Genomic DNA, 24,628 nt, shown 5'->3' on the forward strand with positions numbered 1-24,628 from the left:
CATAAGCCTTATAGCAAAAGCGCCCACTGGCCTCTTGTTCGGGAGCGAATCGGTACTTGCCAAGTAGTTAAAATTTCAGTTTACTCGCCTGCCGCTGTGGTTTTGAGCGTACGAAGAGTAATAAATTAACGTCTTTTTACGACAGGTACCGCATCAAAGCTTTGTATTGCGTATCAGCACATGTTTTGGCTGGTTTCTAGCTGTTAGCATCAAAAGTATTAAGAATTGCAGCGTTTTTATTTACCATCCTTGCGAATGAGAGAGTTGTTATGAAGCCGAAGATTTGGCAACAAATGTGTGTGTTGTCTTTGTTACCCGCATTCACCGGTTACACCCAAGCCGCTGGTTTTAAAGTGAATGAATACAGTACCAGTGCCCTGGGAGCCGCCAACTCCGCCGGCGCCGCGCAAGCCAACGATGCCACCACGGTGTTTTCCAACCCCGCCGGTATGACGCAACTGTCCAAGCAGCAGGTGATTGGTAACTTCAGCTTGATTGATATCGACGCCGAATTCAGCAACAACGGCTCCTTCGACGCCGCCGGTCAACCCGTTGCTGGCAGCAGCGGTGGCAACGCCGCGCCCCTTTTGCACGTACCTGCTGGTTACTGGGTAAAACCGCTCAACGACACCATGGCCGTGGGCTTGGGTATTACCGTTCCCTATGGCTTAACCACCGAGTACAACAGCAGCTTTGTCGGCCGTTACGGCGCACTGGAATCCGAGCTGCTCACCGTAGATTTTAACCCTTCGTTTGCCATGGAACTAAGCGATAATTTCTCCGTTGGTTTTGGTGTATCCGCCCGCTACGCCGACGTAACACTCAGCAACGCCATTGAATACGGTGCTGTGTGTTTCAGCGCTCTGGCGCCAACCTTGGGTGCCGCGGCACCGGCTGCGTGTGTGGCCAACGGCTTGGCCCCGCAGGCCGTAGACGGAACCGTTGAGCTAGCCGGTGACGATTGGGGCTTTGGTTACAATATTGGTGTGTTGTATCACACCGATTCCTTTAAAGTTGGCGCGCAGTATCGCTCAAAAGTGGAGTTCGACCTTGAAGGTGACGCCAACTTCACTAACCCGGCCATTGTAAACGCCGTTTTAGGGGCAGGTGGTGCTTTTGCGGATACCGGTATTACCGCCGAGCTAAACCTGCCAGAAACCTGGAATTTAAGCGCCGCCTGGATGATCAACAGCCAGTGGACCATCATGGCCGATTACCTACACACCCAATGGTCTCGCTTCCGTACTCTAGCGGTGGAATTTGATAACCCAGCCCAGCCCGACTTAGTAGAAAAAGAGCACTGGGATAACGTTGCTCGTATTTCTGTGGGTACCGAATACAAGCACAACGACCAGTGGACTTTCCGCGCCGGTATTGGCCACGATGAAAGCCCGGTGCCAGACGAGTACGCGCGCCCACGCATCCCCGATTCCGACCGCTTTATTTACGCCGTTGGTTTCGCTTGGAGCCCAGATCAACACTGGACGGTGGACGCAGCTTATAACCTGCTGATTGCTGACGACTCTGACTTGGCCAGTGAAGGCAACTACGGCGAAACCTTAATTGGTAGTTACGATTCCACCAAAGTGAATTTGTTAAGTGTGGGCTTAACCTACACCTTTTAAATTATACTTTTTAACCTTCGGCGTTTTGCCGATGCTTAGACCAAGGGCCGCACATGCGGCCCTTTTTTTGTTATTTTTTCTGTTTGCTATTTTTTCGCCAGCCAACGATCCAGTTGATCGGCGAAGGCTTTGCGATCGGATTGGCTGAAGGCCGGGGGTCCACCGGATTCAATACCGCTGGAGCGCAGGGTATCGAGAAAATCGCGCATGTTTAAACGCGCTTTAATATTGGCTTTGGTTAACAGCTCTCCGCGCGGACTGAGCGCCTTAGCTTGCTTGTCTATTACCTCAGAGGCCAGGGGGATATCGCTGGTAATCACCAAATCTCCGGCGCTGACGCGCTGCACAATTTCGTTATCGGCTACGTCGAAACCGGCGGTCACTTGCACCGATTGAATAAACGGCGACTTAGGCACCCGCAGAAACTGATTGGCCACCAAGGTAAGTGGTGTTTTGGTTCTGTCGGCGGCGCGGTAAAGAATTTCCTTTACCACCACCGGGCAGGCGTCCGCGTCTACCCATATATGCATAGTGTTACCTTACTGCTGTTTGTAGACCTTACCGGCTTTCATCACAAAATCGACATCCAATAACTCGCTGATGTCGTCCAAGGGAGAGCCGTGGGTGGCGATAATATCCGCCGCTTTGCCGCGCTCCAAGGTGCCTAAGGCGGCGCTTTGGTCAATTAAGTCTGCAGCATTCACCGTGGCCGACTTTAAAATGTCCATGGCCGGCATGCCAGCTTCAAACATGAGCACCGCCTCTTGGGCATTGATACCGTGCCGCGATACGCCACTGTCAGTGCCAAAGGCGATATTAACACCGGCTTGGTAGGCCTTGGCAAAATTGCCTTTCATATCGCCACCCACTTTGATTGCCTTGGCTTTGATTTCTTCGCTCAAAAAATCCGACTCATTGGCCATTTGCACCACGGTATCACCGGCCAATAAAGTGGGCACCAAATAGGCTCCGGTTTGTTTAAACAGAGCAAAGGCCTCTTCATTGGCGTAGGAGCCGTGCTCGATGCTGGCCACACCGGCCTTGAGGGCGGCAATGATACCGTCTTCTTGGTGGGCGTGGGCAGCCACTTTTTTACCCATGGATTTGGCCGCTTGGACAATTTCTTTGAGTTCATCCAACGCCATTTGTTGGCCGGTGCCGGTGTCACGGTCGGTTAAAACACCGCCGGTGGCCGACACCTTAATCAGATCTCCGCCGAATTTAACGGCCCGCCGAGCAGCTCGACGACAGTCGTAGGGGCCATCGCAAATTTGCTTACTTGTGTAAAAATCCAATAGGTCATGTTTCATGCCACTGACGTCGGAGTGGCCACCGGTGATGCCCACACCACCGGCGGCAATGATTCGGGGGCTATCCACCCAGCCTTCGTTCACGGCCTTGCGCAGGGCGTACATTTGCTGTTCGTCGGAGCCCACATCGCGCACGGTGGTAAAGCCGGCCAGTAAGGTTTTTTTACCGAAATGAATGCTGCGCATGCCAATCTCTTCACTGGACATTCGCAGATTTTCGCTGTCATTTTTGGGGCTAATTTCAAACTGGATATGCACATGCATATCCATTAATCCCGGCATCACAAAACTGTTTTTTAAATCGATGGTTTGGCTGGCGGTAGGCACCTCGTTAAAGCCTGGCGTAACCGATTTAATAATGCCATCTTCTATTAACACGGTGTGCTGTTCCAGTGGCTGCTGCCCGGGCACCGCCAGTAATTTTCCTGCATAAATGGCGATAGTTTCCGCATTAGCTTGCGCCGCCGTTAGCAAAAGCGCAGACGCAAAAGCGAGAGTGCCTGGGAGGGCCAAAGCCCAGCGCTTTAAGCGTAGATTTGAATCAGAATGCATGGTTGGATTCCCGTGATTTATTAGCGCCTAGCCTTAGGTGTTTGGTTGCAAGCTAGTTAACCTTCATGACTATTTAAGGTTGATAAAAAGAGGTCGCCCATCACTGTTGAAACAGCGGGCAAAGCTAAATGCAATTGGGCTGGCGCCGTGTTCGGCAATGTGGGCCAATTTCTTTCTTGCCTCGGCAACACTGGGTTTATGCCCCTATGACAGATACCATAACGCTACATAACGCTAGATGAAACTTGAGATGCTCAAACCATTCCTTGCGACGGCGCATAATCGCTTTATGGTCCGCTTTGCGGTAAATAACAGCCATCAGCGACTCACAATCCTGCCAAACAGATAGATTAAAACTGTAATGGTGGTCGCCGGGGAAGGCTCTTCATCGGACTCGCGGTCGGCATCGCTAAAACGCCAAATAAAGCCCGGGGCAGCCTCGGCCAGCGAATTAACACGATCAATATTGTTTGCAAAGTCTTGGTTGGCTGGATCATCAGCCGGCAATATAAAGCGAGCAATATTGACTTGGGCTAGTGACATCGGCATCGGCAGATGTATCAGGCGCTCTGCTTTTGGTTTAAGCGACGTTTTTGAAATGGCCGATTTGCCGCTATTTCACAACAGTGCCATTTCACAACAGTGCAATTTCACAACAGTGCCATTTCACTTCAGAGCCAAAAGGTAAAGAAAGTAACCGCTAGCCTAGGCTAGCGGTTATATTATTAAGAGCTGGGATTGGCTTGTTTAAAGGCACGAATGGCATCGTTAAATTTATTGGCTAGAGTTTCTTCGGCATTTACCGCGGCGTTGTATTTATCGGTTAACGCTTGATACTCGGCTTTGATGGCCTTTAATGCTGGCTTATCACCACCGCTGGCCAATTTAGTTTTGCTGGCTTCGATGGCTTCGTTTAAACAGCCTAAATATTCTGAGTTTTCGGTTTGGAAGGCCGTAACCGCTTCCTTACCTGCTAACATGGCCTGCATGTCGGCATTTTTACCATTCGGTAATTCGGGCATAGCGGGTAGGCTACAGTCTGTGGCCCACACGGTAGATACTCCCAACATCAAACAGATAAACGCTGCAATCTTGGTCGCTTTCATGTCTCTTCTCCTAAGATATCGTCCTGTGGTTGTTATTATTTGGTTAGATTGACTTCGCTGTCTTTGGTTCTCGGATAGGGTCTTGAATTTCGGTTGTCGATAACGTGATTCACCTCCGCATGACCTAAGCACTTAATAACCCATGACTCTCTGTGGGCTATTTGCACGTACAGGTGCGGCCTATGGGCGCCAGCTGTCATCGCCACCAAAGTTAGTTTACCCCATGCTCAGCACAGTGCCTACCTCGTAGCTCGCCAGTTAGGTAAAGGCCTGTAAAATTAAGGCTGTTGCTGGCGCTCTATTAATGCCTCTAATTGATGCACTTCTTGCAATAGCTGCGCATTTAATAGGGTTAATTGCTCGGTGACGCTCTGCTGGGCGTATTCGATTTCGCGCATTTCAGCCAAGGCCTGGGCGCGGTTCTGTTGGTTACTGTTATTATTTAAAATAACTTGTTCAAGCACCTGTTTTTGTTCGTAATAATTGGCTTGCTGAATTTCCAATGCGTCGATATCACTGGCCAATTGATCAACGATTTTTTGCTGCTGATAACGCTCTAACCCGTCGTGATAGCCCAACTCAAATTGCGCTCGGGTACCCAGCGGGCAAAAGGTTGGCATGGCAGCACCACGGTTGCCCACGGACAAGCCATTGCTGTAGTTGCAATAGCGCGTTAGGCCCTCATCGTGGCCGCGTTCATAGGCGGTTAAATCCGGTGTAATATTGACCTTGGCACAAGCCTTTCGGTGGCGGGCTAGGTTGTTTCTGGCTTTGCCGTTACTGCCGTCTTCTAGGCCAATTTGGTACCAATCGGCATTTAAACACTCTTGTTTGGATAAACTGGAACAGCCGGTAATCAGTACCAGCAACGATGTTAGTAGCAGCCCCTGCCCACATCGAATCAACATGCGACTTTCCTTGTGTTAGCAACTTGTTAGCGTTTGTTATAGTGCTTTATGGTAAACCATATCCTTGCTAAACCATATTCGACGCCAGTGCTTGACCAGTACATGAATAGACGAGAAACGGCAGGCCTGCCGTTTCTCGGCCAAGGTTACGCTAAGGCTTTATCGATAGCGCCGCTCAAAATGGGATCGCTGGGCGTCATATCCGGTGCAAAGTGCCCGATGACTTCACCGTTACCATCCACCAGAAACTTCTCAAAGTTCCACATTACCTGACCATCCACCACGTTGATGCCGTAGTTTTTTAGTTTTTCTTCAAAACCGCTGTCCGGTGAGGTGGTGCGCTCTGGCATGGCGTCAAAGAGAGCGCTGTAAAGTGGGTGGCGGTCGTCGCCGTTGACCTCTATTTTGGCAAACATCGGGAATTCGATACCGAATTTCATACTGCAAAACTCTTTAATGGCCGCCTCATCGCCGGGCTCCTGGCCACCAAATTGATTGCAAGGAAAACCCAATACCTCTAGGCCTTGGTCTTTTTTCTCCTTGTAGAGCGCCTCTAGGGCTTCGTACTGCGGCGTTAGACCACACTCCGATGCGGTGTTAACAATGAGTAAGGTTTTGCCTTGGTAATCGGCCAATGACTTGGTTTCGCCATCGATGGTTGTAACATCAATACTATGGATACTGGACATGAGTTTCCCCTGGGTTGCTTCGACTGTTGTTGTGAATGTAATGAAACGATATCGGTTATTTATTGGCCTGGGATTGCAGTTTTTCTAGCAGTTCTTTGATATCCAAACGGATGCCATTGAGCCAATCCAGGGGCGCGTCTAGCTTGCACACCATGGATTGTGGAACATCTACCGCGTCTTGCATTAAAGATTCGCCCTTGGCAGTGATGTCGATATCCACTCGGCGCTCATCATCTAAGTTGCGATTGCGCATCAACAGGCCGGCCAGCTCCATGCGTTTTAGCATGGGGGTCAGCGTGCCAGAGTCCAAATACAGTAATTTTGCCAATTCACCCACGGATGTGGTTTTGCGCTCCCACAACACAAGCATAACTAAGTATTGCGGATAGGTTAAACCGAGCGGCTCGAGTAAAGGGCGATAGGACTTGGCCACCAAATTAGCGGCAACGTGGATAGGAAAACACAGCTGGTTTTCCAGTTTTAGATGCTCTGGAATATCGGCCATGGGCAGACCTTGGCAATGCGCCTTGGGACAATTTCATCAACGATAGCACAAAATTATATTGTGCACCAAGCATTATTTTTGGGGCGGGATATCCGGTATTAGACCGCCTTTATGGCTTATCATCCGGCGTAGATACAGCAATTTATGTCTAGTGTCCTCCTGCCAGGACTCACTGTGGCCCAGCCGCCGTTCAACCCATTTACTGAAAGAGCGGCGCGGCGCATAAGAAGCTTCACCAGTGGTAAGCTCCGCAGGTTTATTCGGGTTACCGGCCCAGGTTATGTTTATTTGGCTTTCTTTTCGTAAAAAATAGATGGCTCTGGGGGATTGTTGGCCCGATGACGGATCCAGCGCCACCGCTGCAACACCTGCAAAAGATGAAAGTAACTCGGTATCCATATCACGCAGTAAAGAGTCTGTAACAAACACAGGTTGCCCACTTTTGGCCATGTGTTTTTCCAGCGCTGTTAACAAGCTTTCCTCCACCGACTCACCATAATATTCGTAGAGTGAACCCCGATCCACTACGATGGCATCGCAACCGATTTCTCGTTTTAGGGTGCCGAATAGAGCCGCTATTGTCGGTTCTTCGGAACTCATTGAGTCTCGCGATGCGAAGTGGACTTCGCAGGTAGATTGATACATGGCATGGCGTAGGGAGCGATCTCTCTGCAAAACCACCAAATAGCGATCTATTTGGAGACGGATGTGTTCTAAAGTTGGCAAATTAACCCAGCGGCGGGCCAGTGAGTGGCAAGTGATTAACGCAGACAATTGCCCCGCTACAACAACAGCAAAGGACACCGAAGAATTAACACCCATGTTGGCCATATATTGTTTGTGGACTGACGACACACTTCGCAGATCTACCTTGGTTAGATCTAAACTTTGATAATTGCCATACACAAGTTGGTCAGGCTCGTCGACGTCGACGATTTGTCGCCAACCATTTTGCACGTACAAATTGCGTGCAATTTGAGGAATGTCGCTGGCCGGGTAGCGTAAATCCAAATAACTGCCCAACTCCTTATCGGTTACAACTTCCTCAATCACCACTCCGTCGCCATTGGCTGCAAATTGGTAGTACATCACTCGCTGATGACCGGTGACCTTTTGCACCCAGTTGAGTAAATGCTTGCGATAGAGCTGCGGCTTGTTTACCTCCGCAGGCGGTGTAGGCAAATCGGCGACTTCGAATTGGTCTTGGTGCTTATAAAACTCAAAGTAAACCGAGTCATTGAAAGGGATCACGTTCACATCAAAATAGGATCCTTTAGTGCCAGCTCGTAAAACCACGTAGGGCCCCTTACTGGCGCTGTGTGCTAATTCTTTTATCCAATCCGGGGCAGCCGACGCCACCGACAGCGGTTGGCCATGGATATCAAACTGCGAAAAATTAGCAGAGATATGGGTGACTGTTTGATTAACATCGACCACTAGCAAGGCACCATGCCCCTGTATCTTTCCGCTTTTATGCAACTGCTCATTTTCGCAAGTCGCAATAAAATGGTTCTGCGTCTGCACGTCTTGAAACCCCATTTTTATGAACGCCGTAGCTCTCTAAATCCTATTGGATCAGTCGTTCGAAATCGCTTATTTCTAAAGGCTTGTTAAACAAAAATCCTTGAACATGGTCACAACTGTTGGTGGTTAACCAATCAAGCTGTTGTTGCGTTTCGACACCCTCAGCGACCACGCTCATTTTTAATGCCTTAGCTAACGACAAAATCGCCAAACATATCGATTCGTCGCTTTCATCTGTACCCAAACCATCCACAAAATCTTTGTCGATTTTAACTTCGCACAGAGGTAGATTCTTCAAATACACGAGTGAAGAATAACCTGTGCCAAAATCGTCTACCGCGATACCAAAGCCGTTTTCACGTAGGGTCTCTAGGTTTTGTTTGGCAATCGGGCCGCGATCCATCATCGCCCCCTCGGTGACCTCAATTTTGAAATAATTGGCCGGCACTTGGTATCGCTGAATGATTTTGATCAATTGGCTAACAAAGTCCTCCCGCTGTATGACCCTGGCAGACACATTAAACGCCAAGGTAGGGATTGCATAGCCCAAGTTGTGCCAGCGTGCAGCAAGAGAAATAATAGTCTCACACACAAAATTGGTTAGCTCTAGTATATTCCCGTTATTTTCCGCTAACGGAATAAATTCAGTAGGCGCTATATTGCCCAGAACGGGATCGTGCCAACGTAACAGCGCTTCCGCTCCCACTAATTTGGAGCTATCGCTGGTGGCGTATTGCGGTTGTAAAACCAAGCGGAACTGATTCTGCCGCAAACCATACCGCAACGAGCTCTCTAGATCAGATTGTCTCACCAAGGTGGCGCGCATCTCTTCGTGGAAGAACTGGTATTGATTGCGGCCCAATTCTTTTGCCCGATACATAGCGGTGTCTGCATTTTTGAGCAACCCCAGTGCCGTAGATTCATCGTCGGGGAAGACTGAGATACCAATACTGGCAGAGGCAAATATTTTGCGTACGCCTGCGTCTATTGGATCTGATAAAACTTCCAATATGCGCTCGGCGATACTGTTTACATCAGCGACATTTAAATCGTTAATCAATACCGTAAACTCATCGCCACCAAAACGCGCTACGGTATCCAAAGTACGCACCAAGCCAGATAATTTCTCCGACACCCCTCGCAAAAGTACATCGCCGACGTCATGACCTAGGGTGTCGTTGATAGATTTAAAGTCGTCTAAATCAATAAACATCACCGACACTGTACCTCCGCCACGCTCGTAACGAGCCAGGGAATTTTGCAACCGATCCATAAACAAGCTTCGATTAGGTAAGCCTGTAAGTGAATCATGGGTGGCCAGAAATTCCACCTTACGCTGCGAATCCTTAAGGTTACTGATATCCGAGAACACTGCTATGTAATACTGCCGCTTGCCGTCGCCGTCAGCAATCTCATTAATGGTGATCCACTCTGGGTATTTATCGCCATTTTTACGTTGGCACTCGATCTCGCCCTGCCATTGGCCTACATCGTTAATTCGCTCCAAAGCTTTACGGTAAATCACTTCACTGCTGGAACCTGTGCTAAATAAAACATCCATGCTTTTACCAATAACTTCATCGGGTAGATACCCAGTGATTACGGTAAACGCATCGTTGATAGAAGTAATGGTACGTTGTAGGTCGGCCACTACAATGGCTTCTCCAGCTTGTTGGTAAACCTGCGCCGCAATTTTAAGTTTGTCTTCCACCATTTTTTTATCAGTGATGTCTTCGGTTTCAGTAATAATACTGGCCGGCTTACCACTGGCATTACGCAACACTTGACGGCGTGTGCGGTATATTTTATTGGAAGCGCTAGTGTTAAGCCGGCTTTCGGATTCAACAACATCCAAAGAAGCTAAAGCGCGTAAATCGTTAGACCAAACATCGGATGCGTAGGTGTCCGGAAATAAATCAAAATCGGTTTTATCTATGTAGTCGTTACTGTCGATATTAAACTCTTTAATAAATGCTTTGTTGGCAAATTGGTACTTACCGGCCATGGTTTTCATGGCGATTTGCACCGTGGTATTTTGCATTATTAATTGAAGCTTGTTTTCAGACTCGTACAGTTTTTGCTCAATTTCTCGCACATTGGAGACATCGGTTATGGTAACAGCGATAAACGCTACTTCGTCGGAATCATTTAATGCCGGGTTGAGCACAATCTTGTAAGCACTATTATCGGTGGATATGTATTTTTCGGCTTTATTTTTAGTTTCTATAACACCTTCAATTAGATTGATTAAGCCACGCAGGTAGGGCGGTGCGTTAAGCTGGGTAATTTGCACCATACTGTAATTACCATTGATAGAATACAATTTACGTGCGCCAAAGTTCATGCGGGTGATATTGAGTTTTCTATCCACCATTAAGAAGGCAGCTTCAAACGAATCGTATAGGTGCTGGTATTCATTATTTAGCTTGGTGAGCTCTCGTGTTTTAGCATTAAGTTGTTCATTTAAGCTCAGCAGCTCTTCGTTAGTAGCTTGCAACTCCTCATTGGTGGCCTCCATTTCTTCGTTGGCCGCTTGCAGCTCTTCGTTTGACGCTTGGGCCTCTTCGTTCAGTGACTGCATCTCTTCGTTGGCGGTGGCCAACTCTTCAATCAGTGTGTGCAGTTGTTCACGCGTTGCTGATAATTCGTTATTGTAACTGTTCTCATCGGATTCGCCTTTTACAAGTAGATCCGGCGGGTTAGCATCGGTGATCAGCAACAATACTTGGTCATCTAAGCGGGAGTTCGGGTGCGATAGAGACACCCGGCAGTGTTTATCGCCCACCGGGATGGGGCCGTATTCTTGTACTTCCGTGGACTTATTTAATTTATAAAGTGCGGTGAGTACGACGCTTTTTAGCTCGGGTATGATGGCTTCGATAACGTTATGGGTGCGTCTACCCTGCCGTAGCATTAAGTACTCGTCCGCCGCGCCGGAAACCTGGCTTATATCGCCGTCTTTGTTCATCATAGCGGCGGCTGCGTTAAAGTGTTTGGTAACCGCCCTAAGTAATACCTCCGGCGGATAGCTTTTAGATTTGTCTTTCTTGGGTTTTCGTCGTACGGCGAAATTTTCTTTTTGTACCGTATTGGTTAACGCTTTTTCAAATACTCTTGCCTTGGCATCGATGGGCTTGTAGAGTTTATCCACCACGGCGATACTCTCGGATTTACCCAAAAATAAAAGGCCATGGTCTTTTAACGAATAATGGAATCTGTTTAACGCTTTGTTTTGTAGAAATGACTCTAAATAAATTAAAACATTGCGACAGGTGATTAAATCCATGTGTAGGAAGGGCGGATCATCCAGCATATTGTGGCGCGTAAATATCACACAGTCTCTTATCTCTTTATTTACAATGTAATAACCGTCTTTGAGTGAACGAAAATATCGGGTTTGGTATTTCTCAGGTAGGGCTTTAATAGCTTCTTCCGAATAGACACCCTTACGGGCGATTTCCAAGGCGTCTTCTAGTAGGTCTGACGCAAATATCGATAGCGAAACGCCGGATAAGTCCGCATCCCGCATTATTTCTTTGAATAGAATCGTTAAGCTGTAGGCTTCTTCTCCGGTAGCGCAGCCAGCAACCCACACTCTGATATCGTCTTCGTCTTTAACCTTGTCAACCAATGTCTCCAACGACTTGCGCAGTACATTAAAAGCCGCGCGGTCACGAAAAAATGAGGTTACCGAAACCAATAAATCGTTGGACAGCTTTTCTACTTCGTTTTCGTTAACCTTCAAAAAGTCGACGTAGGCTGATATCTCTTCAATACCCAGATGGACCATGCGGCGTCGCACTCGGCGCGATATGGTGCCGGGCTTGTAGCCAGTGAGATCCACTTGGCCCAGTGTATTAATGCATTCAATAATTTGGTTTAAATCCGACCCGTTGTAACTAGCGTCTGCGTCTACCACATAGTTATCTGTGGTTTCCATAAGCCGGTAGGCGATTTCTTCTGGGGGTAAAATGTTATCCGTCAGCTCCATTTCCTGGGCTGATAGGGGCATACCGGAATACTTAGCAGAGCCGGGCTCTTGAATAAAACATTGGCCGCCGGCATCGTGCAACGCTTTTAGACCATCGGAGCCGTCGTTACCGGTGCCAGATAACACCACACCTACTGATATTTCTGGTTGTTCTTCAGCAAGGGATTTAAAAAAGGCATTAATACAGGGCAGGGGAGTTCGCTCTTGGGGCGGATCCATAAGCATGATACGGCCATAACGAAACACGGCATTTCTGTTTGGTGGCACCACATACACTCGGCCAGGTACGGGCTTGGTGCGGTTTTTTATTGGCTCTACTACAAGTAAGGTTTCCCTGGCGAGTAAATCGGGTAATAGCGTAGTGTGCTTGGGTGACATATGTTGTAGCACCACCACAGCAAACTTGATATCTGGTCGGAGCACGGACAAAAATTGCTTGGTAGGCTCTAAGCCACCTGCGGACGCACCCACGCCCACTAAGGGTACCGGTTTATGTTCAGCCATCTTGGATCCTTTTCGGGATTTACTATCGGTAGGTCTTTGCCCGGTACCTCTGGGGCTCCATAGCCAGCAGAGCTGATATCGTTTTTATTCTGCCAGTGATTGTTATTATTACCTTATTTATTGCACTTCTGAACATTTATGTGAAGCCTTTAACGAAAATGGCGCGCCGTTCATTGTGACTAAACTGACAGCCCGGCGTTATTGTATTTATTAGCGGGGCTTATATTGGTTGGTTTTCTTTATTTAATTATTTTAGGCAAAAAAATTGTTGGACAGCAGATGATAAATAAACGGATAGCCGGGTTTTAAAAAGCCCACTCGCTGACTTAATCCAATACACCGTGCTGGTGTGCTAGTGGCCATTTTTAATGCCGCGGCTGGGCTTACTGCGGTAAACACAGCGCAATTCTTTACCGCCGCCTGCATGTCCAAACACGAGCCTGCGAGGGTGCCATCGGCCACAGTAAGTTTGCCATTGGCTTTTACGATTTGTTGATCCTCAAAGCCAAAACGGATTTGCTCACTGCCCACATGGGCCATGGCATCGGTGACTAAATAGGCTCGCTCCTCACCCAGTGCTTTCACCGCTGTTTTTATGGCAGCAGGATGCACATGATGGCCATCGGCAATGATACCGGCGTAAAGCGAGTCTGACGCCAGTGCTGCACCCACCATGCCCGGAGCCCTGCTTTGCAAAGCTGACATGGCATTAAACAGATGAGTAACAGACGTTGCCCCGGCCTCTATGGCCGCCAACGCAGTATCGTAATTGGTGTTGCTGTGGCCGAGGCTAACCGTCACGCCCTGACGAACAAGATCTTTAATCACATCCGGCGGTACGATTTCGGGCGCTAGGGTAACCATCACCTTGCCCAAAATTTTTTGTGTATACAGTGCCAAGTGTTTATCGGATAACCCCACAAAGCGCTGTTTATTGTGAATACCGGCCCGCTCTTTGCCCAGATGTGGGCCCTCAAAATGAACCCCTAAAACACCCGCCTTACCCTGATTGATGTAATCCGCCACCGCCTGGGCCGCAGCTTGTAATATGGGCCAGTCACTGGTGATTACGGTGGCGAGCAGGTGCCGAGTGCCGTAATTGAAATGAGCGTCTACCATGGCACTAAGGGTGGCTATGGTAGGCTCTTGGCAGAACAGTTTGCCGCCACCGCCATTGACCTGTAAATCCACCAAGCCGGGCACCACTATGCCGGGTAACGGCGTATGGCCTTCGCCAGCCGGCTGCTCAGTGATTGAGGTAATAAAGCCGTTATCCACGATAATTTCCACCGAGGATAAAAACTCTTCGCCGTTAAATAGCGTTTCTGCCCAATAACTTAACATGGCTTAGCCTCGGCTACGTGCAGGTTTTTAGCCAATATAATGGCGCCGGCCAAGGGGCTGGTACCGGGCGACGATAACGCCCGCTGTACCGCTGGTGATAAATAAGCTTGCAGTGCTTTGCTCATGCCGCCGGTAAGGGCAACTCGGACGGCGCCCATGGATTGTACTCTGGCCACCAGTTTTTCGACGTAGTCACAGGCCTCTTGAATGATGGCGAGTGCCAATTCGGATTGTTCAGCATATTGGAACACCGTAGGCGCAAGGCTTGCGAATTGAGCCGGCACTGCTGCGCTGTAGTTTTCAAAAACCGACTCACCATCGTGGCACTGGATTTGGGATTGGACTGCCTTCAAAAACTTGCAGGCAGGTATCAAGCCATCAAACATTTGCAGTAAGTATTCAATACTCTGGGCACCCAACCACGCGCCGCTGGCTTGGTCGCCCAGGGTTAGGCCGTAACCGCCCAATTGTTGGTGCTGGCCAGCATGCTGTACAAAGGCCGCAGAGCCGGTACCAGTAATGATGATGGCGCCGTCTGCACCGGCGTGAGCACCGGCGCAAGCAATGTGCATATCGCTGGTGATGTAGGTGTGTTCAAACGGCGATTGCCACCCGTCGATGCCACGCTGGCCACGGGCCATATTATATCCAGCCAAGCCTAAAACGCATTGGGTATGTTGGTAGTCTGCCAGGCTAAACTGGTCGCCTGCGGCGGCAATGGCCTGGTTTATTGCGGCCTCAATATTAGCAAGGGCCCGGCCCGGTTCTGAGGCAAGGTTGGCAGGCCCGGTATTCGCAGCACCCAAAACTTCCCCTGCGCTGTTCTCCAGCCTCGCTCGGCAGGTAGAACCACCGCCATCTACGCCTAAAAAGAATGTCATATTAAAACTCTGCGCCGTGGGCGGTAAGAAACGCTTGCTGCGATTCAATTAAACCGTTGCGCTGGGCTCCGCGAAAGCTGGCGCCGCTAATGTGAGCATCGGCGTAGCCATGGCGAATAAACTCAGTGGCATTTAGCAAACAATGGTCTAACGTGGCCTGGGTTAAATCGCAGCCCATCAGCAGTACGCCGTCTAAATCGGCACCGGTTAAATCGGCTTGGTGTAGGTTGCTTTGCAGCAGGGATGAGTTGGACAAGTTAGCCTCACGCAGATTGGCCGCCGTAAAATTGCAGCCTTGCAGATTACAGTTTTTTAACTGCACTCCGCGAAGATCAGCGCCGGATAAATCTAAGCCAGACAAATCCAAGCTTAATAACACTTGGCCGTGATACTTTTTAAAATTGAGCGATTGGCGCAGCTTGGTTAACTCTTTAGTGGTTAAATTACCACTGACATAACGCTGCTCGAGTTGGTAATCGGCATTGTTGTGATAACCACCTCGCTCCCAAAAGCCCAGTTGATCCTGGGCGATAAACTCTATGTGTTTAAGCCATTTTAAACTTTTATAAAAATACCGGCTAGGCGCAAAGGTGCGCACGGGAAACCCGTGTTGTGGTAACAGAGGTTGGCCGTTGATTTTGTGGGCCAGTATCAGGTTCTCTTGCAGGCACACCGCCAGTGGTAGCGATGTATCGTGGTTGCGATGCGAGTAGGCCACAAAGCGCACAAACTGCGTCTGCGGCGCAATGGCCAATGCGCTGAGCAAATCCTTAAACAGTACGCCTGTGAAGCTATCTTGTTGTCGGCTCCAGCGAGTGACGCAGTGAATATCGTGGGTCAGCTCGGTTTGCGGCATGGCCAGCAGATCGTCAAAACCGATCGTCTGGCCGTCATTGCCACCACCAGCGAGAGTAAGCCGCCAGTTTTGTTGGTTGAGCTCTTGGTTAGGCGCTTGCTCGCCAACCACGGGGAATTTTTGGGTGAGTTGCTGACGTGCCGGTAGTAGTCTATCCAAACCCATGGCCATCTCCCAGCCAGCTTGGCGTACATTGCCCCGGGCGGGCTTGGTCTGCTACATTTACGATATTGATCGTCATTAATGGATGGTGCCTAGTTTGCGCTCTTGGTTTGGCCGTTGTCTTGTTAGTACCCTGGTGATTGCGAGCCTTTTGCTGCAATCCTGGCTGGTGCACGCCTGTAACGAGCCCGCTAAAGCTCAGGCTGCTGCCGATAAGCATGCACACTCTTTAAGCGCGGATACTACCACAGGCCATTGCCGCGATGGCGGCGTTGAGCCAAATCCCGTGGTTAATAGCGAACAACATCCGTCCGCTGATGATGCCTCGAAGGATTCAAAAGCCCCCTGTGATCATTGCGATCACGGCCACTGCAGCAAAGCACCCTCGGTAACCGCCAATGCCGCGCCGCAGGCGTTGATACGGCACTGCACTAGTTGCCTTAATGGCAACAGCCGATTGCCCAAAGCCCCCATCACCAACCTAGAACACCCACCCAAAGTCGCCTAGCACAGGGCAAATCCGCCCTAATTTCGTATAAACCGGCCTTAATTTGGCCGAAATGCTTTCTTTTTAGTTGAGATTCTCCAATGCGACGGCTTTTTACCGCCACAGTACTGCTTGCTGTTGGCTTAGGCGCTGGCTATTTTGCTGCGCAACTTCAACCCGGCAACCACAACGGCGACACCCCAACCTCCGTCAAGCCCCTTTACTGGACGGCACCCATGGACCCCGATTACCGACGGGATGCTCCAGGCAAATCGCCCATGGGCATGGATTTGATTCCGGTGTACGACGAGGCTGCAGAAACAGAGCAACCCGGCACCGTTGCTATATCACCCACGGTGGTCAATAACCTGGGCGTGCGTACCGCTGAAGTGGGCTTAAAGGCGCTCAACCCCAGTATCAAAACCGTGGGCATTGTGCAGTACGACGAACAGCAACTAGAACACCTACACCCCCGGGTAGCCGGTTGGATAGAGCAGTTGTTTGTGCAATCCACCGGCGACACCGTAGAACAAGGGCAGCCGCTGTTTTCTCTCTACTCACCGGATTTGGTGTACGCACAAGAGGACTTACTGCAAGCGGTAAACCAGGAAAACGCTCGGCTGGTAAAAGCCGCCGAGGCGCGTATGCGGGCGCTGAAAATACCGGAGTCGCTCATTCGGCAGGTGCGCAGCCAGCGTAAGGTTCAACAACGGGTCACCTTCTACGCTCCCAAGAGCGGGGTGTTGGATAACCTAAATGTACGCGAGGGTTTTTACGTGGAACCGGGGCTGCAGTTGATGTCCATTGCCACCTTGGATACCGTTTGGGTTGAGGCAGAAATCTTTGCCCAGCAGTCGCAACGGGTACAAGTCGGCCTACCGGTTACCATGACCCTAGATTACACCTCGGCGCGGGAGTGGGCCGGCAGCGTTGATTATATTTACCCACAATTGGACCAACAAAACCGCAGCGTACGCCTGAGACTGCGCTTTACCAACCCCGATGCAACCCTAAAACCGGGCATGTACGCCAGGGTCACCATTGCCCAAAACCAGGCGCCGGTTCTGGCGGTGGCCAAAGAAGCCATTATCCGTACCGGTAACCAAAACCGCGCTGTGCTGCAGTTGAGCCCGGGTCAGTTCAAATCCGTCGCCGTCACCCTGGGGGCCAGTGACCAGTACTATTTTGAAATCTTGGATGGCTTAGCCGCCGGCGACACGGTGGTCACCTCGGCGCAATTTTTATTGGATTCTGAATCCAGTAAAAGCTCCGATTTTTTACGCATGGCAAGTACCCAGGCGCGCAAAGCAACTGAAAAAGCGGTGCAAAGTGCGGCGGTAATGGGCCAGGTTAACGACGTCAACCCAGCCGATAAAACCGTAAACATCAGCCGCGGGCCCATTGAAAAATGGAACCGGCCACCGGCCACCATGGACTTTACCGTGGCAGACAATATCGATTTCGATTTATTAATGCCCGGCAGCAACGTGCATTTTGTGTTTGAGATTCGCGCTGGGGATTTTGTTATTACCCAAGTTCACCCAATGGCGAAAATGGTAGAACCCACCACGCAGCACGAGGGCCATCAGCATGATTGAGGCCATTATTCGCGCCGCCATCGCCAACCGGTTTCTAGTGCTATTGGCCACCGCAATTACTATTGCTGTGGGTTTAATGGCGGTAAAAAATACGCCGGTGGATGCCATTCCCGATTTATCCGATGTGCAGGTGATTATTAAAACCCGCTACCCCGGCCAGGCGCCCAAGGTGGTGGAAGATCAAGTCACCTATCCACTTACCACCGCCCTGCTTTCGGTGCCCGGCGCCAAAACCGTGCGCGGCTTTTCGTTTTATGGCGACAGCTACATCTACGTCATTTTTGACGATGATACCGACCTCTATTGGGCCCGGGCCCGGGTGCTGGAATATCTTAACCAAGTAACCCTGCCCAGTGCCGCCAAACCACAGCTGGGGCCGGATGCCACCGGAGTGGGTTGGGTTTACCTTTATGCATTGAGTGACCCCACCGGGCAATACGATTTGGCCCAACTGCGCAGCTTGCAAGATTGGTTTTTAAAATACGAATTACAAACCGTTCCCGGCGTGGCGGAAGTGGCCACCGTGGGCGGCATGGTGAAACAATACCAAGTAGAGGTGGACCCCCTCAAACTGCGCGCCTTTAACATCCCTTTGGCCCACATTCATACGGCAATCACCAACGCCAACCAAGAGGTCGGTGCGTCAGTGGTAGAGATGGCCGAGGCGGAATATATGGTGCGCGCCACCGGCTACATTCAAACCATCGCAGACCTAGAAACCATTCCCCTGGGTATTAATAACCAGGGCACACCGTTGTTGTTAAAAGACATAGCTGATGTTCGCACCGGCCCAGCCCAACGCCGCGCCATCGCCGAGCTTAACGGCCAAGGCGAAACTGTGGGCGGGGTTGTGGTAATGCGCTTTGGCGAGAACGCCCAGCAAACCATAGATGGCGTCAAACAAAAACTGGCCAGTTTAACATCCAGTTTACCTGCCGGCGTAGAGATAACACCGGTCTACGACCGCTCCCATTTAATTCAGCGCGCGGTACAGAACCTTTGGCACAAGCTGGCCGAAGAAATAGGCTTAGTGGCGCTGGTTTGTGCCGTGTTTTTATTGCACCTGCGTTCGTCGTTGGTGGCCATTATCAGTTTGCCGGTGGCGATTTTAATAGCGTTTATCGTGATGCAATGGCAGGGCGTGAATGCCAATATCATGTCGCTGGGTGGCATCGCCATTGCCGTGGGCGCCATGATCGACGGCGCCATAGTGATGATAGAAAACCTGCACAAGCATTGCGAACAAACGCCACTCACCAAACACAACCGCTGGCAGGTGGTTAGCCGAGCGGCCCAGGAAGTGGGGCCGTCGCTATTTTTTAGCTTGCTGATTATCACCGTCAGCTTTGTGCCAGTATTTGCGCTGGAGGCCCAGGAAGGCCGCATGTTTTCGCCATTAGCCTACACCAAAACCTACGCCATGGCGGCGGCAGCAGTCCTGGCCATTACCTTGGTACCGGTACTGATGGGCTATTTTGTGCGCGGTAATATTTTGCCCGAGAATAAAAACCCGGTTAACAAAGTTTTATTGGCGCTGTACCGGCCGGTGTTGCGAGCGGTGCTGCATTACCCGAAAACCACGGTGGCGTTATCGCTATTGGTGCTGGCTAGCAGTTGGTGGCCTCTGCAACATCTTGGTAGTGAATTTATTCCGGATTTAGACGAGGGCGATTTAATGTACATGCCCAGCACCTATCCGGGGGTTTCCATTGGCCAAGCGAGGCAAATTTTACAGCAAACCGACAAACTGATTAAAACCCTGCCAGAGGTAGACACCGTGTTTGGCAAAATAGGCCGCGCCAACACCGCCACCGATCCAGCCCCGCTCACCATGATTGAAACGTTCATCCAGTTTAAACCGCAATCGCAATGGCGTGCCGGGAAAACCAAACAGGATTTAATCGATGAATTAAACCAAAGGGTGCAACTACCCGGCTTAACTAACGCCTGGGTACAGCCCATTAAAACACGCATCGATATGTTGGCCACCGGAATAAAAACACCGCTGGGCATTAAAGTGGCCGGCCCGGACATCAACCAAATACAAACCATTGGTAAGCAAATAGAGCACTTGTTGGCGGATATTCCCGGTACCGCCTCGGTGTATTCCGAACGGGTTGCCAGTGGCCGATACCTGACCTTGGATATTAATCGCTTGGCCGCAGCGCGCTACAATGTGTCGGTTGCCGAAATTCAAACCTTTTTGGCCTCAGCCATTGGCGGCATCAGTATTAGTGAATCGGTGGAAGGTTTAGAACGCTACCCCATTAACGTGCGCTATCCACAACAGTATCGCGATTCGCCAGAAGCCATTGCGCAGCTCCCCATGGTAACCCAGCAGGGCATTCAAATTACCCTGGGTGATGTTGCCACCATTAGCGTGGACAGTGGCCCGCCGATTTTAAAAAGCGAAAACGCGCGGCTTAACGGTTGGACCCTGGTGGATATTAAAAACCGCGACCTAGGTGGCTATGTGGCTGAGGCACAACAGATGTTGGCCCAGCAATTAACGCTGCCGGCAGGCTACTCGTTAACCTGGGCCGGCCAGTACGAGTACCTGGCCCGGGCAAAAGCAAAATTCACCACCATCATCCCGATTACCTTAGCCATTATTGTGGTGCTGTTGTATTTGAATTTTCGCAGCTTCACCGAGGTGGCCATTTTAATCGGCACCTTTCCTTTGGCGTTGGTTGGCAGCGTTTGGTTAATGTACGGCCTGGATTTTAATTTTTCGGTGGCGGTGGCCGTGGGCATGATTGCCTTAGCCGGGGTTGCCATTGAAACCGGCATCATCATGTTAGTATTTTTAAAGTCGGCCATGGCTAACCTTGAGGCCCGCGACAACTCCAACCGGACGGCTGTTGAGCAAGCACTGGCGGAGGGGGCCAGCCGGCGCCTACGGCCGGTGATGATGACCGCCATAGCCACCATTGCTGGCCTGGTGCCAGTACTATTTGGCAGCGGCACCGGCAGCGAAGTTATGAGCCGATTGGCCGCCCCCATGGTGGGTGGCATGCTCACCACACTGCTGCTAACACTATTGTTACTACCGGCTATTTACAGCTGGCGCTACCAGCGTGGGGCACTTTCTGATTAATCCGTACTCTTATTTTGAAGCGCGAAGCGGCGATAATACCGCTTCTTAATGTGTACCGAAAAAGGAGTGAGCATGAAAGCCGTTGGCTACCAAGACACCAGTGAGCGCGCCGTAGAGGGCTGCTTGCAGGATATCGACATTGCCAAACCTAGCCCCGGGGCAAAGGATTTATTGGTGGCGATTCAGGCGATTTCGGTAAACCCCATCGATACCAAAATTCGGCGCCGCGCCGCCGCAGATGCTGGCCAGTACAAGATTCTGGGGTGGGATGCCGTCGGTGTGGTGGAGGCGGTAGGTGCCGAGGTCAACCGATTTAAACCCGGCGACCGCGTGTTCTACGCCGGCGACGCCGCCCGGCCTGGTGTTAACGCCGAGTACAACCTGGTAGATGAACGCATTGTTGGCAAAGCACCGCTGCAACTGAGCAACGCTGAGGCCGCCGCCATGCCACTGACCTCGGTTACCGCCTGGGAAATTTTATTTGACCGATTGCAAATCAATGTTGGCAAAAGTGCTAGCCAGCAACGATTATTAATCATCGGTGGCGCCGGCGGTGTTGGCTCCATTATGACCCAGCTAGCGCGCAAGCTCACCGGTATTGAGGTGATTGCCACCGCTTCTCGGGAATCCACCCAGGCCTGGGTTAAGAAAATGGGCGCCCATCATGTGATAGACCACAGCAAGCCGCTAAGTGAAGAACTCAGCGAGCTGGGCATTGATGGTGTAGATTACGTTGCCAGCCTTACCCATACCCACGAACACGTTAGCGAAATACAAAAAGTACTTAAGCCCCAGGGCAAGCTAGCGCTGATCGACGACCCAGATGTGTTTGATATAAAAATCTTTAAAGATAAATCTATATCCATTCACTGGGAATTGATGTACACCCGTATTAAATACAATACACCGGATATGGCGGCCCAGGGGCAGATATTATCTGAGGTAGCCTACCTGCTAGATGAAGGCGTGCTGCAAACCACGCAGACGGAACACTTTGGCACTATTAACGCCAAGAATTTAACCTTGGCTCACCGGGCCATTGAAACCAATAAAACCCTCGGCAAAATCGTACTGGAAGGATTCTAGGAACCTCTTTTTTTACTCTGCATCGACGCATTGCCGATGCAGAGTAAATTAAGCTAAGGGTTTTTCAACTCATTAATATCAACTCAACTACAGCCTCATTATAGGCCACCGTGGGTCAGTTTTGCTGGGTCTAATAGCTGGGTTAATTGCTCTACAGTTAATTCCGTATTCTCCGCCGCCACATCAATAACCGGGCGTTTTTCTTTGTAGGCTTGCTTGGCAATTTCTGCGGCTTTTAAATAACCAATCACCGGATTAAGCGCGGTAACCAAAATAGGGTTGCGGGCCAGCGCCTCTTGCAGTTTGTCTTCATTCACTTTGAAGCTGGCAATGGCTTTGTCGGCCAGTAATTCACTGACGTTGGTCAACAGTTCAATGCTCTGCAGTAGATTATAGGCAATCATCGGCAGCATCACGTTTAATTCAAAATTACCGGCCTGGCCACCCACAGTAATGGCAGCATCGTTGCCGATTACCTGGGCAGCCACCATGGCGGCTGCCTCGGGTATCACCGGGTTGACTTTACCCGGCATAATGGAGGAGCCGGGCTGCAACGCCTGCAATTCAATTTCCCCCAAACCTGCCAGCGGGCCGGAGTTCATCCAGCGTAAATCGTTGGCGATTTTCATAATGGTTACCGCCGTGGTTTTAAGCTGGCCGGATAAGGCGACGGCAATATCTTGGGAGCTGATGTGGCTGAAAAAATTATCCGCCGGCTTAAAGTTTAAACCGGTATCGGCATTCAAGGCATCGGCGTATTGTTGCGCGAATTCTGGGTGGGCGTTAATGCCGGTACCTACGGCGGTGCCACCTTGGGCCAGGGTTTGCAAACTTGGCTCTAGCTGTTGCAAATGGGCAATATTTTGCTCAATTTGCGTCGCCCACCCGTTTAGGCTTTGGCTCATGCGCACCGGCATGGCGTCCATTAAATGGGTGCGGCCGGTTTTTACAAATTGGTCCACGGAGCTTGCTTTAACACGAGTGGTTTTCGCTAAGTGAGCCAGCGCCGGCAATAGTTTTTGATGCAGCTCGATGGCCGCACTGATGTGAATACTGGAGGGAATAATATCGTTACTGCTTTGGCCACAATTAACGTGGTCGTTAGGGCTAACATTGTCGCCATAAACACGGCTAGCCAAGGTTGCCAACACTTCGTTGGCGTTCATATTAGAGCTGGTGCCAGAACCGGTTTGAAACACATCCACCGGAAAGTGGCTCATCAATTCTGGGGCTTGTAGCAGATCATCCACCACCGTCTCTATGGCGTCTGCCATTTTGGCCGGAATTTGATCCAACTGACTGTTAGCTTTCGCAGCGGCAGACTTAGCTCTCAGTAGAGCTTTAATAAACGATTCCGGCATGGCCAAGCCACTCACCGTAAAATTGTTGATGGCGCGTTGTGTTTGGGCACCGTACAAGGCATCCGCCGGTACTTCCAACTCACCCATGCTGTCACGTTCGATTCGTGTATTAGTCATATTGGGTATCCTTTACATGATGAAGTTTAGTTCTTGCGACAAAGCCTGCCCTAGTGCACTAACCCAGCCTGCACATAGCGACTGGATATCGCCAATTCTTGGTACAAACGGCGCACGTGTGCTTCCCTTGCCGGGTTATCGCACAGCTGTTTTAACCCGCATAATGGCTTGTAAATGTGATCCAGGCAGCTGCAGCGCCAATGGGCGGGTAACAGGTCGTCCAGTACCGTTTCCAGTAGTAACTGAAACTGGAAGTGATAACGGCGACGCTGCCTTGCCGTGCTACAGCAGCCGCAAGGAGCTTGTGATATAGACCTCAAATTGCAACAACGTTCTCGCGCCAGCCAATGCGTAATCAATTGGGGATTATCCGGCTCCACTGCCCAACGCACCTTGTGCCGTAGTTGCGCCAAGTTCGACTCTACCATTTGAATCGCTCCCGATTTGGAGAATGGAGAATGGGGAATGGAGAACAGGGAGCGGCGAACATAACGATCACTGCCCACCCCAGACTGGACGCTTATAATATATTAATGATAATCATTTGCAATAAGATTTGCAGCATTCTCCCCAACTGAACACGACTGTAACTGGTTAGATAGGGGGAAATTGGTAGTTTAGGCTTGGGCAGGCTAGAGGTGCAGGTCGGCATCGTAGCCGCCAACCTCATTTTCAACGTTGTATTTAATCAACAGCGGTCCGCAGACAGCCACTGTTGATTAATTGAGGATTATCTGGGCATTCGGCGTAACGCACCTGTCGCCTGAGTCGTATCAGCTGAGCTTGCTGAACTGTCTGGGGACTCATTACCATAATTTAGAGCGCTCAACACTTTAGTGCAAATGATTATCATTACATTAATTATTTTGTAACTAGTCTCTTTGCTACTGACACCAGGCTGTCAGTAGGGGGCAGTCACAATGGC

At 50.3% G+C, this 24,628-nt stretch carries 19 protein-coding genes and 1 pseudogene; 5 read left to right on the plus strand and 15 right to left on the minus strand.

The genetic code is table 11. The features are described from left to right. The first annotated feature begins 269 nt into the window (after positions 1-269). Positions 270-1,625, plus strand: coding sequence for an outer membrane protein transport protein (locus ACGHM3_RS24755; protein WP_345420500.1), 1,356 nt, complete (start codon positions 270-272; stop codon positions 1,623-1,625). An 86-nt stretch (positions 1,626-1,711) separates the two neighbouring features. On the opposite strand, the gene ACGHM3_RS24760 is transcribed toward ACGHM3_RS24755, so the two are convergent. The 14 genes and pseudogenes from ACGHM3_RS24760 to ACGHM3_RS24825 all read right to left on the minus strand — a co-directional run bounded on the left by ACGHM3_RS24760 (position 1,712) and on the right by ACGHM3_RS24825 (position 15,960). Further along, positions 1,712-2,155 carry a YaiI/YqxD family protein gene (locus ACGHM3_RS24760; protein WP_345420497.1) on the minus strand — a complete coding sequence of 148 codons (444 nt, stop codon included), beginning with the start codon at positions 2,153-2,155 and terminating at the stop codon, positions 1,712-1,714. Positions 2,156-2,164: 9 nt separating this feature from the next. Further along, a complete protein-coding gene (locus ACGHM3_RS24765) occupies positions 2,165-3,487 on the minus strand; it encodes an amidohydrolase family protein (RefSeq protein WP_345420494.1) in 1,323 nt (440 codons plus the stop codon). A gap of 69 nt (positions 3,488-3,556) precedes the next feature. Beyond that, positions 3,557-3,679, minus strand: a pseudogene (locus ACGHM3_RS24770) (hypothetical protein); the annotation flags it as partial. A 4-nt stretch (positions 3,680-3,683) separates the two neighbouring features. Beyond that, on the minus strand, positions 3,684-3,806 hold the full coding sequence (locus ACGHM3_RS24775; RefSeq protein ID WP_390517719.1) for a hypothetical protein: 123 nt from the start codon (positions 3,804-3,806) through the stop codon (positions 3,684-3,686). After that, on the minus strand, positions 3,806-4,030 hold the full coding sequence (locus ACGHM3_RS24780) for a DUF3291 domain-containing protein (RefSeq protein ID WP_345420490.1): 225 nt from the start codon (positions 4,028-4,030) through the stop codon (positions 3,806-3,808). The genes ACGHM3_RS24775 and ACGHM3_RS24780 overlap by 1 nt, the downstream gene beginning before the upstream one ends. Before the next feature lie 182 nt (positions 4,031-4,212). Next, a complete protein-coding gene (locus ACGHM3_RS24785) occupies positions 4,213-4,593 on the minus strand; it encodes a hypothetical protein (protein ID WP_345420487.1) in 381 nt (126 codons plus the stop codon). 278 nt (positions 4,594-4,871) lie between these two features. After that, positions 4,872-5,501, minus strand: a complete 630-nt coding sequence (locus tag ACGHM3_RS24790; RefSeq protein ID WP_345420484.1) for a DUF2799 domain-containing protein — start codon at positions 5,499-5,501, stop codon at positions 4,872-4,874. Between the two features lie 146 nt (positions 5,502-5,647). Beyond that, the gene (locus ACGHM3_RS24795; RefSeq protein WP_345420481.1) at positions 5,648-6,190 is read right to left on the minus strand and encodes a glutathione peroxidase; all 543 of its coding nucleotides are present in this window, start codon (positions 6,188-6,190) and stop codon (positions 5,648-5,650) included. Positions 6,191-6,245: 55 nt separating this feature from the next. Beyond that, entirely contained in the window at positions 6,246-6,695 is a 450-nt protein-coding gene (locus tag ACGHM3_RS24800; RefSeq protein WP_345420478.1) for a MarR family transcriptional regulator, read from the minus strand. 72 nt (positions 6,696-6,767) lie between these two features. Then, positions 6,768-8,234, minus strand: a complete 1,467-nt coding sequence (locus ACGHM3_RS24805) for a hypothetical protein (protein WP_345420475.1) — start codon at positions 8,232-8,234, stop codon at positions 6,768-6,770. Positions 8,235-8,262: 28 nt separating this feature from the next. Further along, on the minus strand, positions 8,263-12,714 hold the full coding sequence (locus tag ACGHM3_RS24810; RefSeq protein WP_345420472.1) for an EAL domain-containing protein: 4,452 nt from the start codon (positions 12,712-12,714) through the stop codon (positions 8,263-8,265). A 252-nt stretch (positions 12,715-12,966) separates the two neighbouring features. Continuing rightward, positions 12,967-14,058, minus strand: a complete 1,092-nt coding sequence (gene nagA / locus ACGHM3_RS24815) for an N-acetylglucosamine-6-phosphate deacetylase (protein WP_345420470.1) — start codon at positions 14,056-14,058, stop codon at positions 12,967-12,969. Further along, positions 14,052-14,939, minus strand: coding sequence for a BadF/BadG/BcrA/BcrD ATPase family protein (locus tag ACGHM3_RS24820; protein WP_345420466.1), 888 nt, complete (start codon positions 14,937-14,939; stop codon positions 14,052-14,054). The genes nagA and ACGHM3_RS24820 overlap by 7 nt, the downstream gene beginning before the upstream one ends. Position 14,940: 1 nt before the next feature. Next, positions 14,941-15,960, minus strand: coding sequence for a molybdopterin-dependent oxidoreductase (locus tag ACGHM3_RS24825; protein WP_345420464.1), 1,020 nt, complete (start codon positions 15,958-15,960; stop codon positions 14,941-14,943). 133 nt (positions 15,961-16,093) lie between these two features. Between ACGHM3_RS24825 and ACGHM3_RS24830 the strand changes: the two genes are divergently transcribed. The 4 genes from ACGHM3_RS24830 to ACGHM3_RS24845 all read left to right on the plus strand — a co-directional run bounded on the left by ACGHM3_RS24830 (position 16,094) and on the right by ACGHM3_RS24845 (position 22,225). Beyond that, positions 16,094-16,465, plus strand: a complete 372-nt coding sequence (locus ACGHM3_RS24830) for a hypothetical protein (protein ID WP_345420461.1) — start codon at positions 16,094-16,096, stop codon at positions 16,463-16,465. 80 nt (positions 16,466-16,545) lie between these two features. After that, complete coding sequence (locus ACGHM3_RS24835; protein WP_345420458.1) at positions 16,546-18,042, plus strand: efflux RND transporter periplasmic adaptor subunit; 1,497 nt, start codon at positions 16,546-16,548, stop codon at positions 18,040-18,042. Continuing rightward, positions 18,035-21,139, plus strand: a complete 3,105-nt coding sequence (locus tag ACGHM3_RS24840; RefSeq protein ID WP_345420455.1) for a CusA/CzcA family heavy metal efflux RND transporter — start codon at positions 18,035-18,037, stop codon at positions 21,137-21,139. The genes ACGHM3_RS24835 and ACGHM3_RS24840 overlap by 8 nt, the downstream gene beginning before the upstream one ends. A 72-nt stretch (positions 21,140-21,211) precedes the next feature. Then, entirely contained in the window at positions 21,212-22,225 is a 1,014-nt protein-coding gene (locus tag ACGHM3_RS24845; protein ID WP_345420452.1) for a zinc-binding alcohol dehydrogenase family protein, read from the plus strand. 98 nt (positions 22,226-22,323) lie between these two features. Here the strand turns inward: ACGHM3_RS24845 and ACGHM3_RS24850 are convergent, their stop codons facing one another. Then, positions 22,324-23,703, minus strand: a complete 1,380-nt coding sequence (locus ACGHM3_RS24850; protein ID WP_345420450.1) for a class II fumarate hydratase — start codon at positions 23,701-23,703, stop codon at positions 22,324-22,326. Positions 23,704-24,628: the final 925 nt, after the last annotated feature.

The organism is Halioxenophilus aromaticivorans, from assembly GCF_042850945.1.
Lineage (GTDB): Bacteria > Pseudomonadota > Gammaproteobacteria > Pseudomonadales > Cellvibrionaceae > Halioxenophilus > Halioxenophilus aromaticivorans.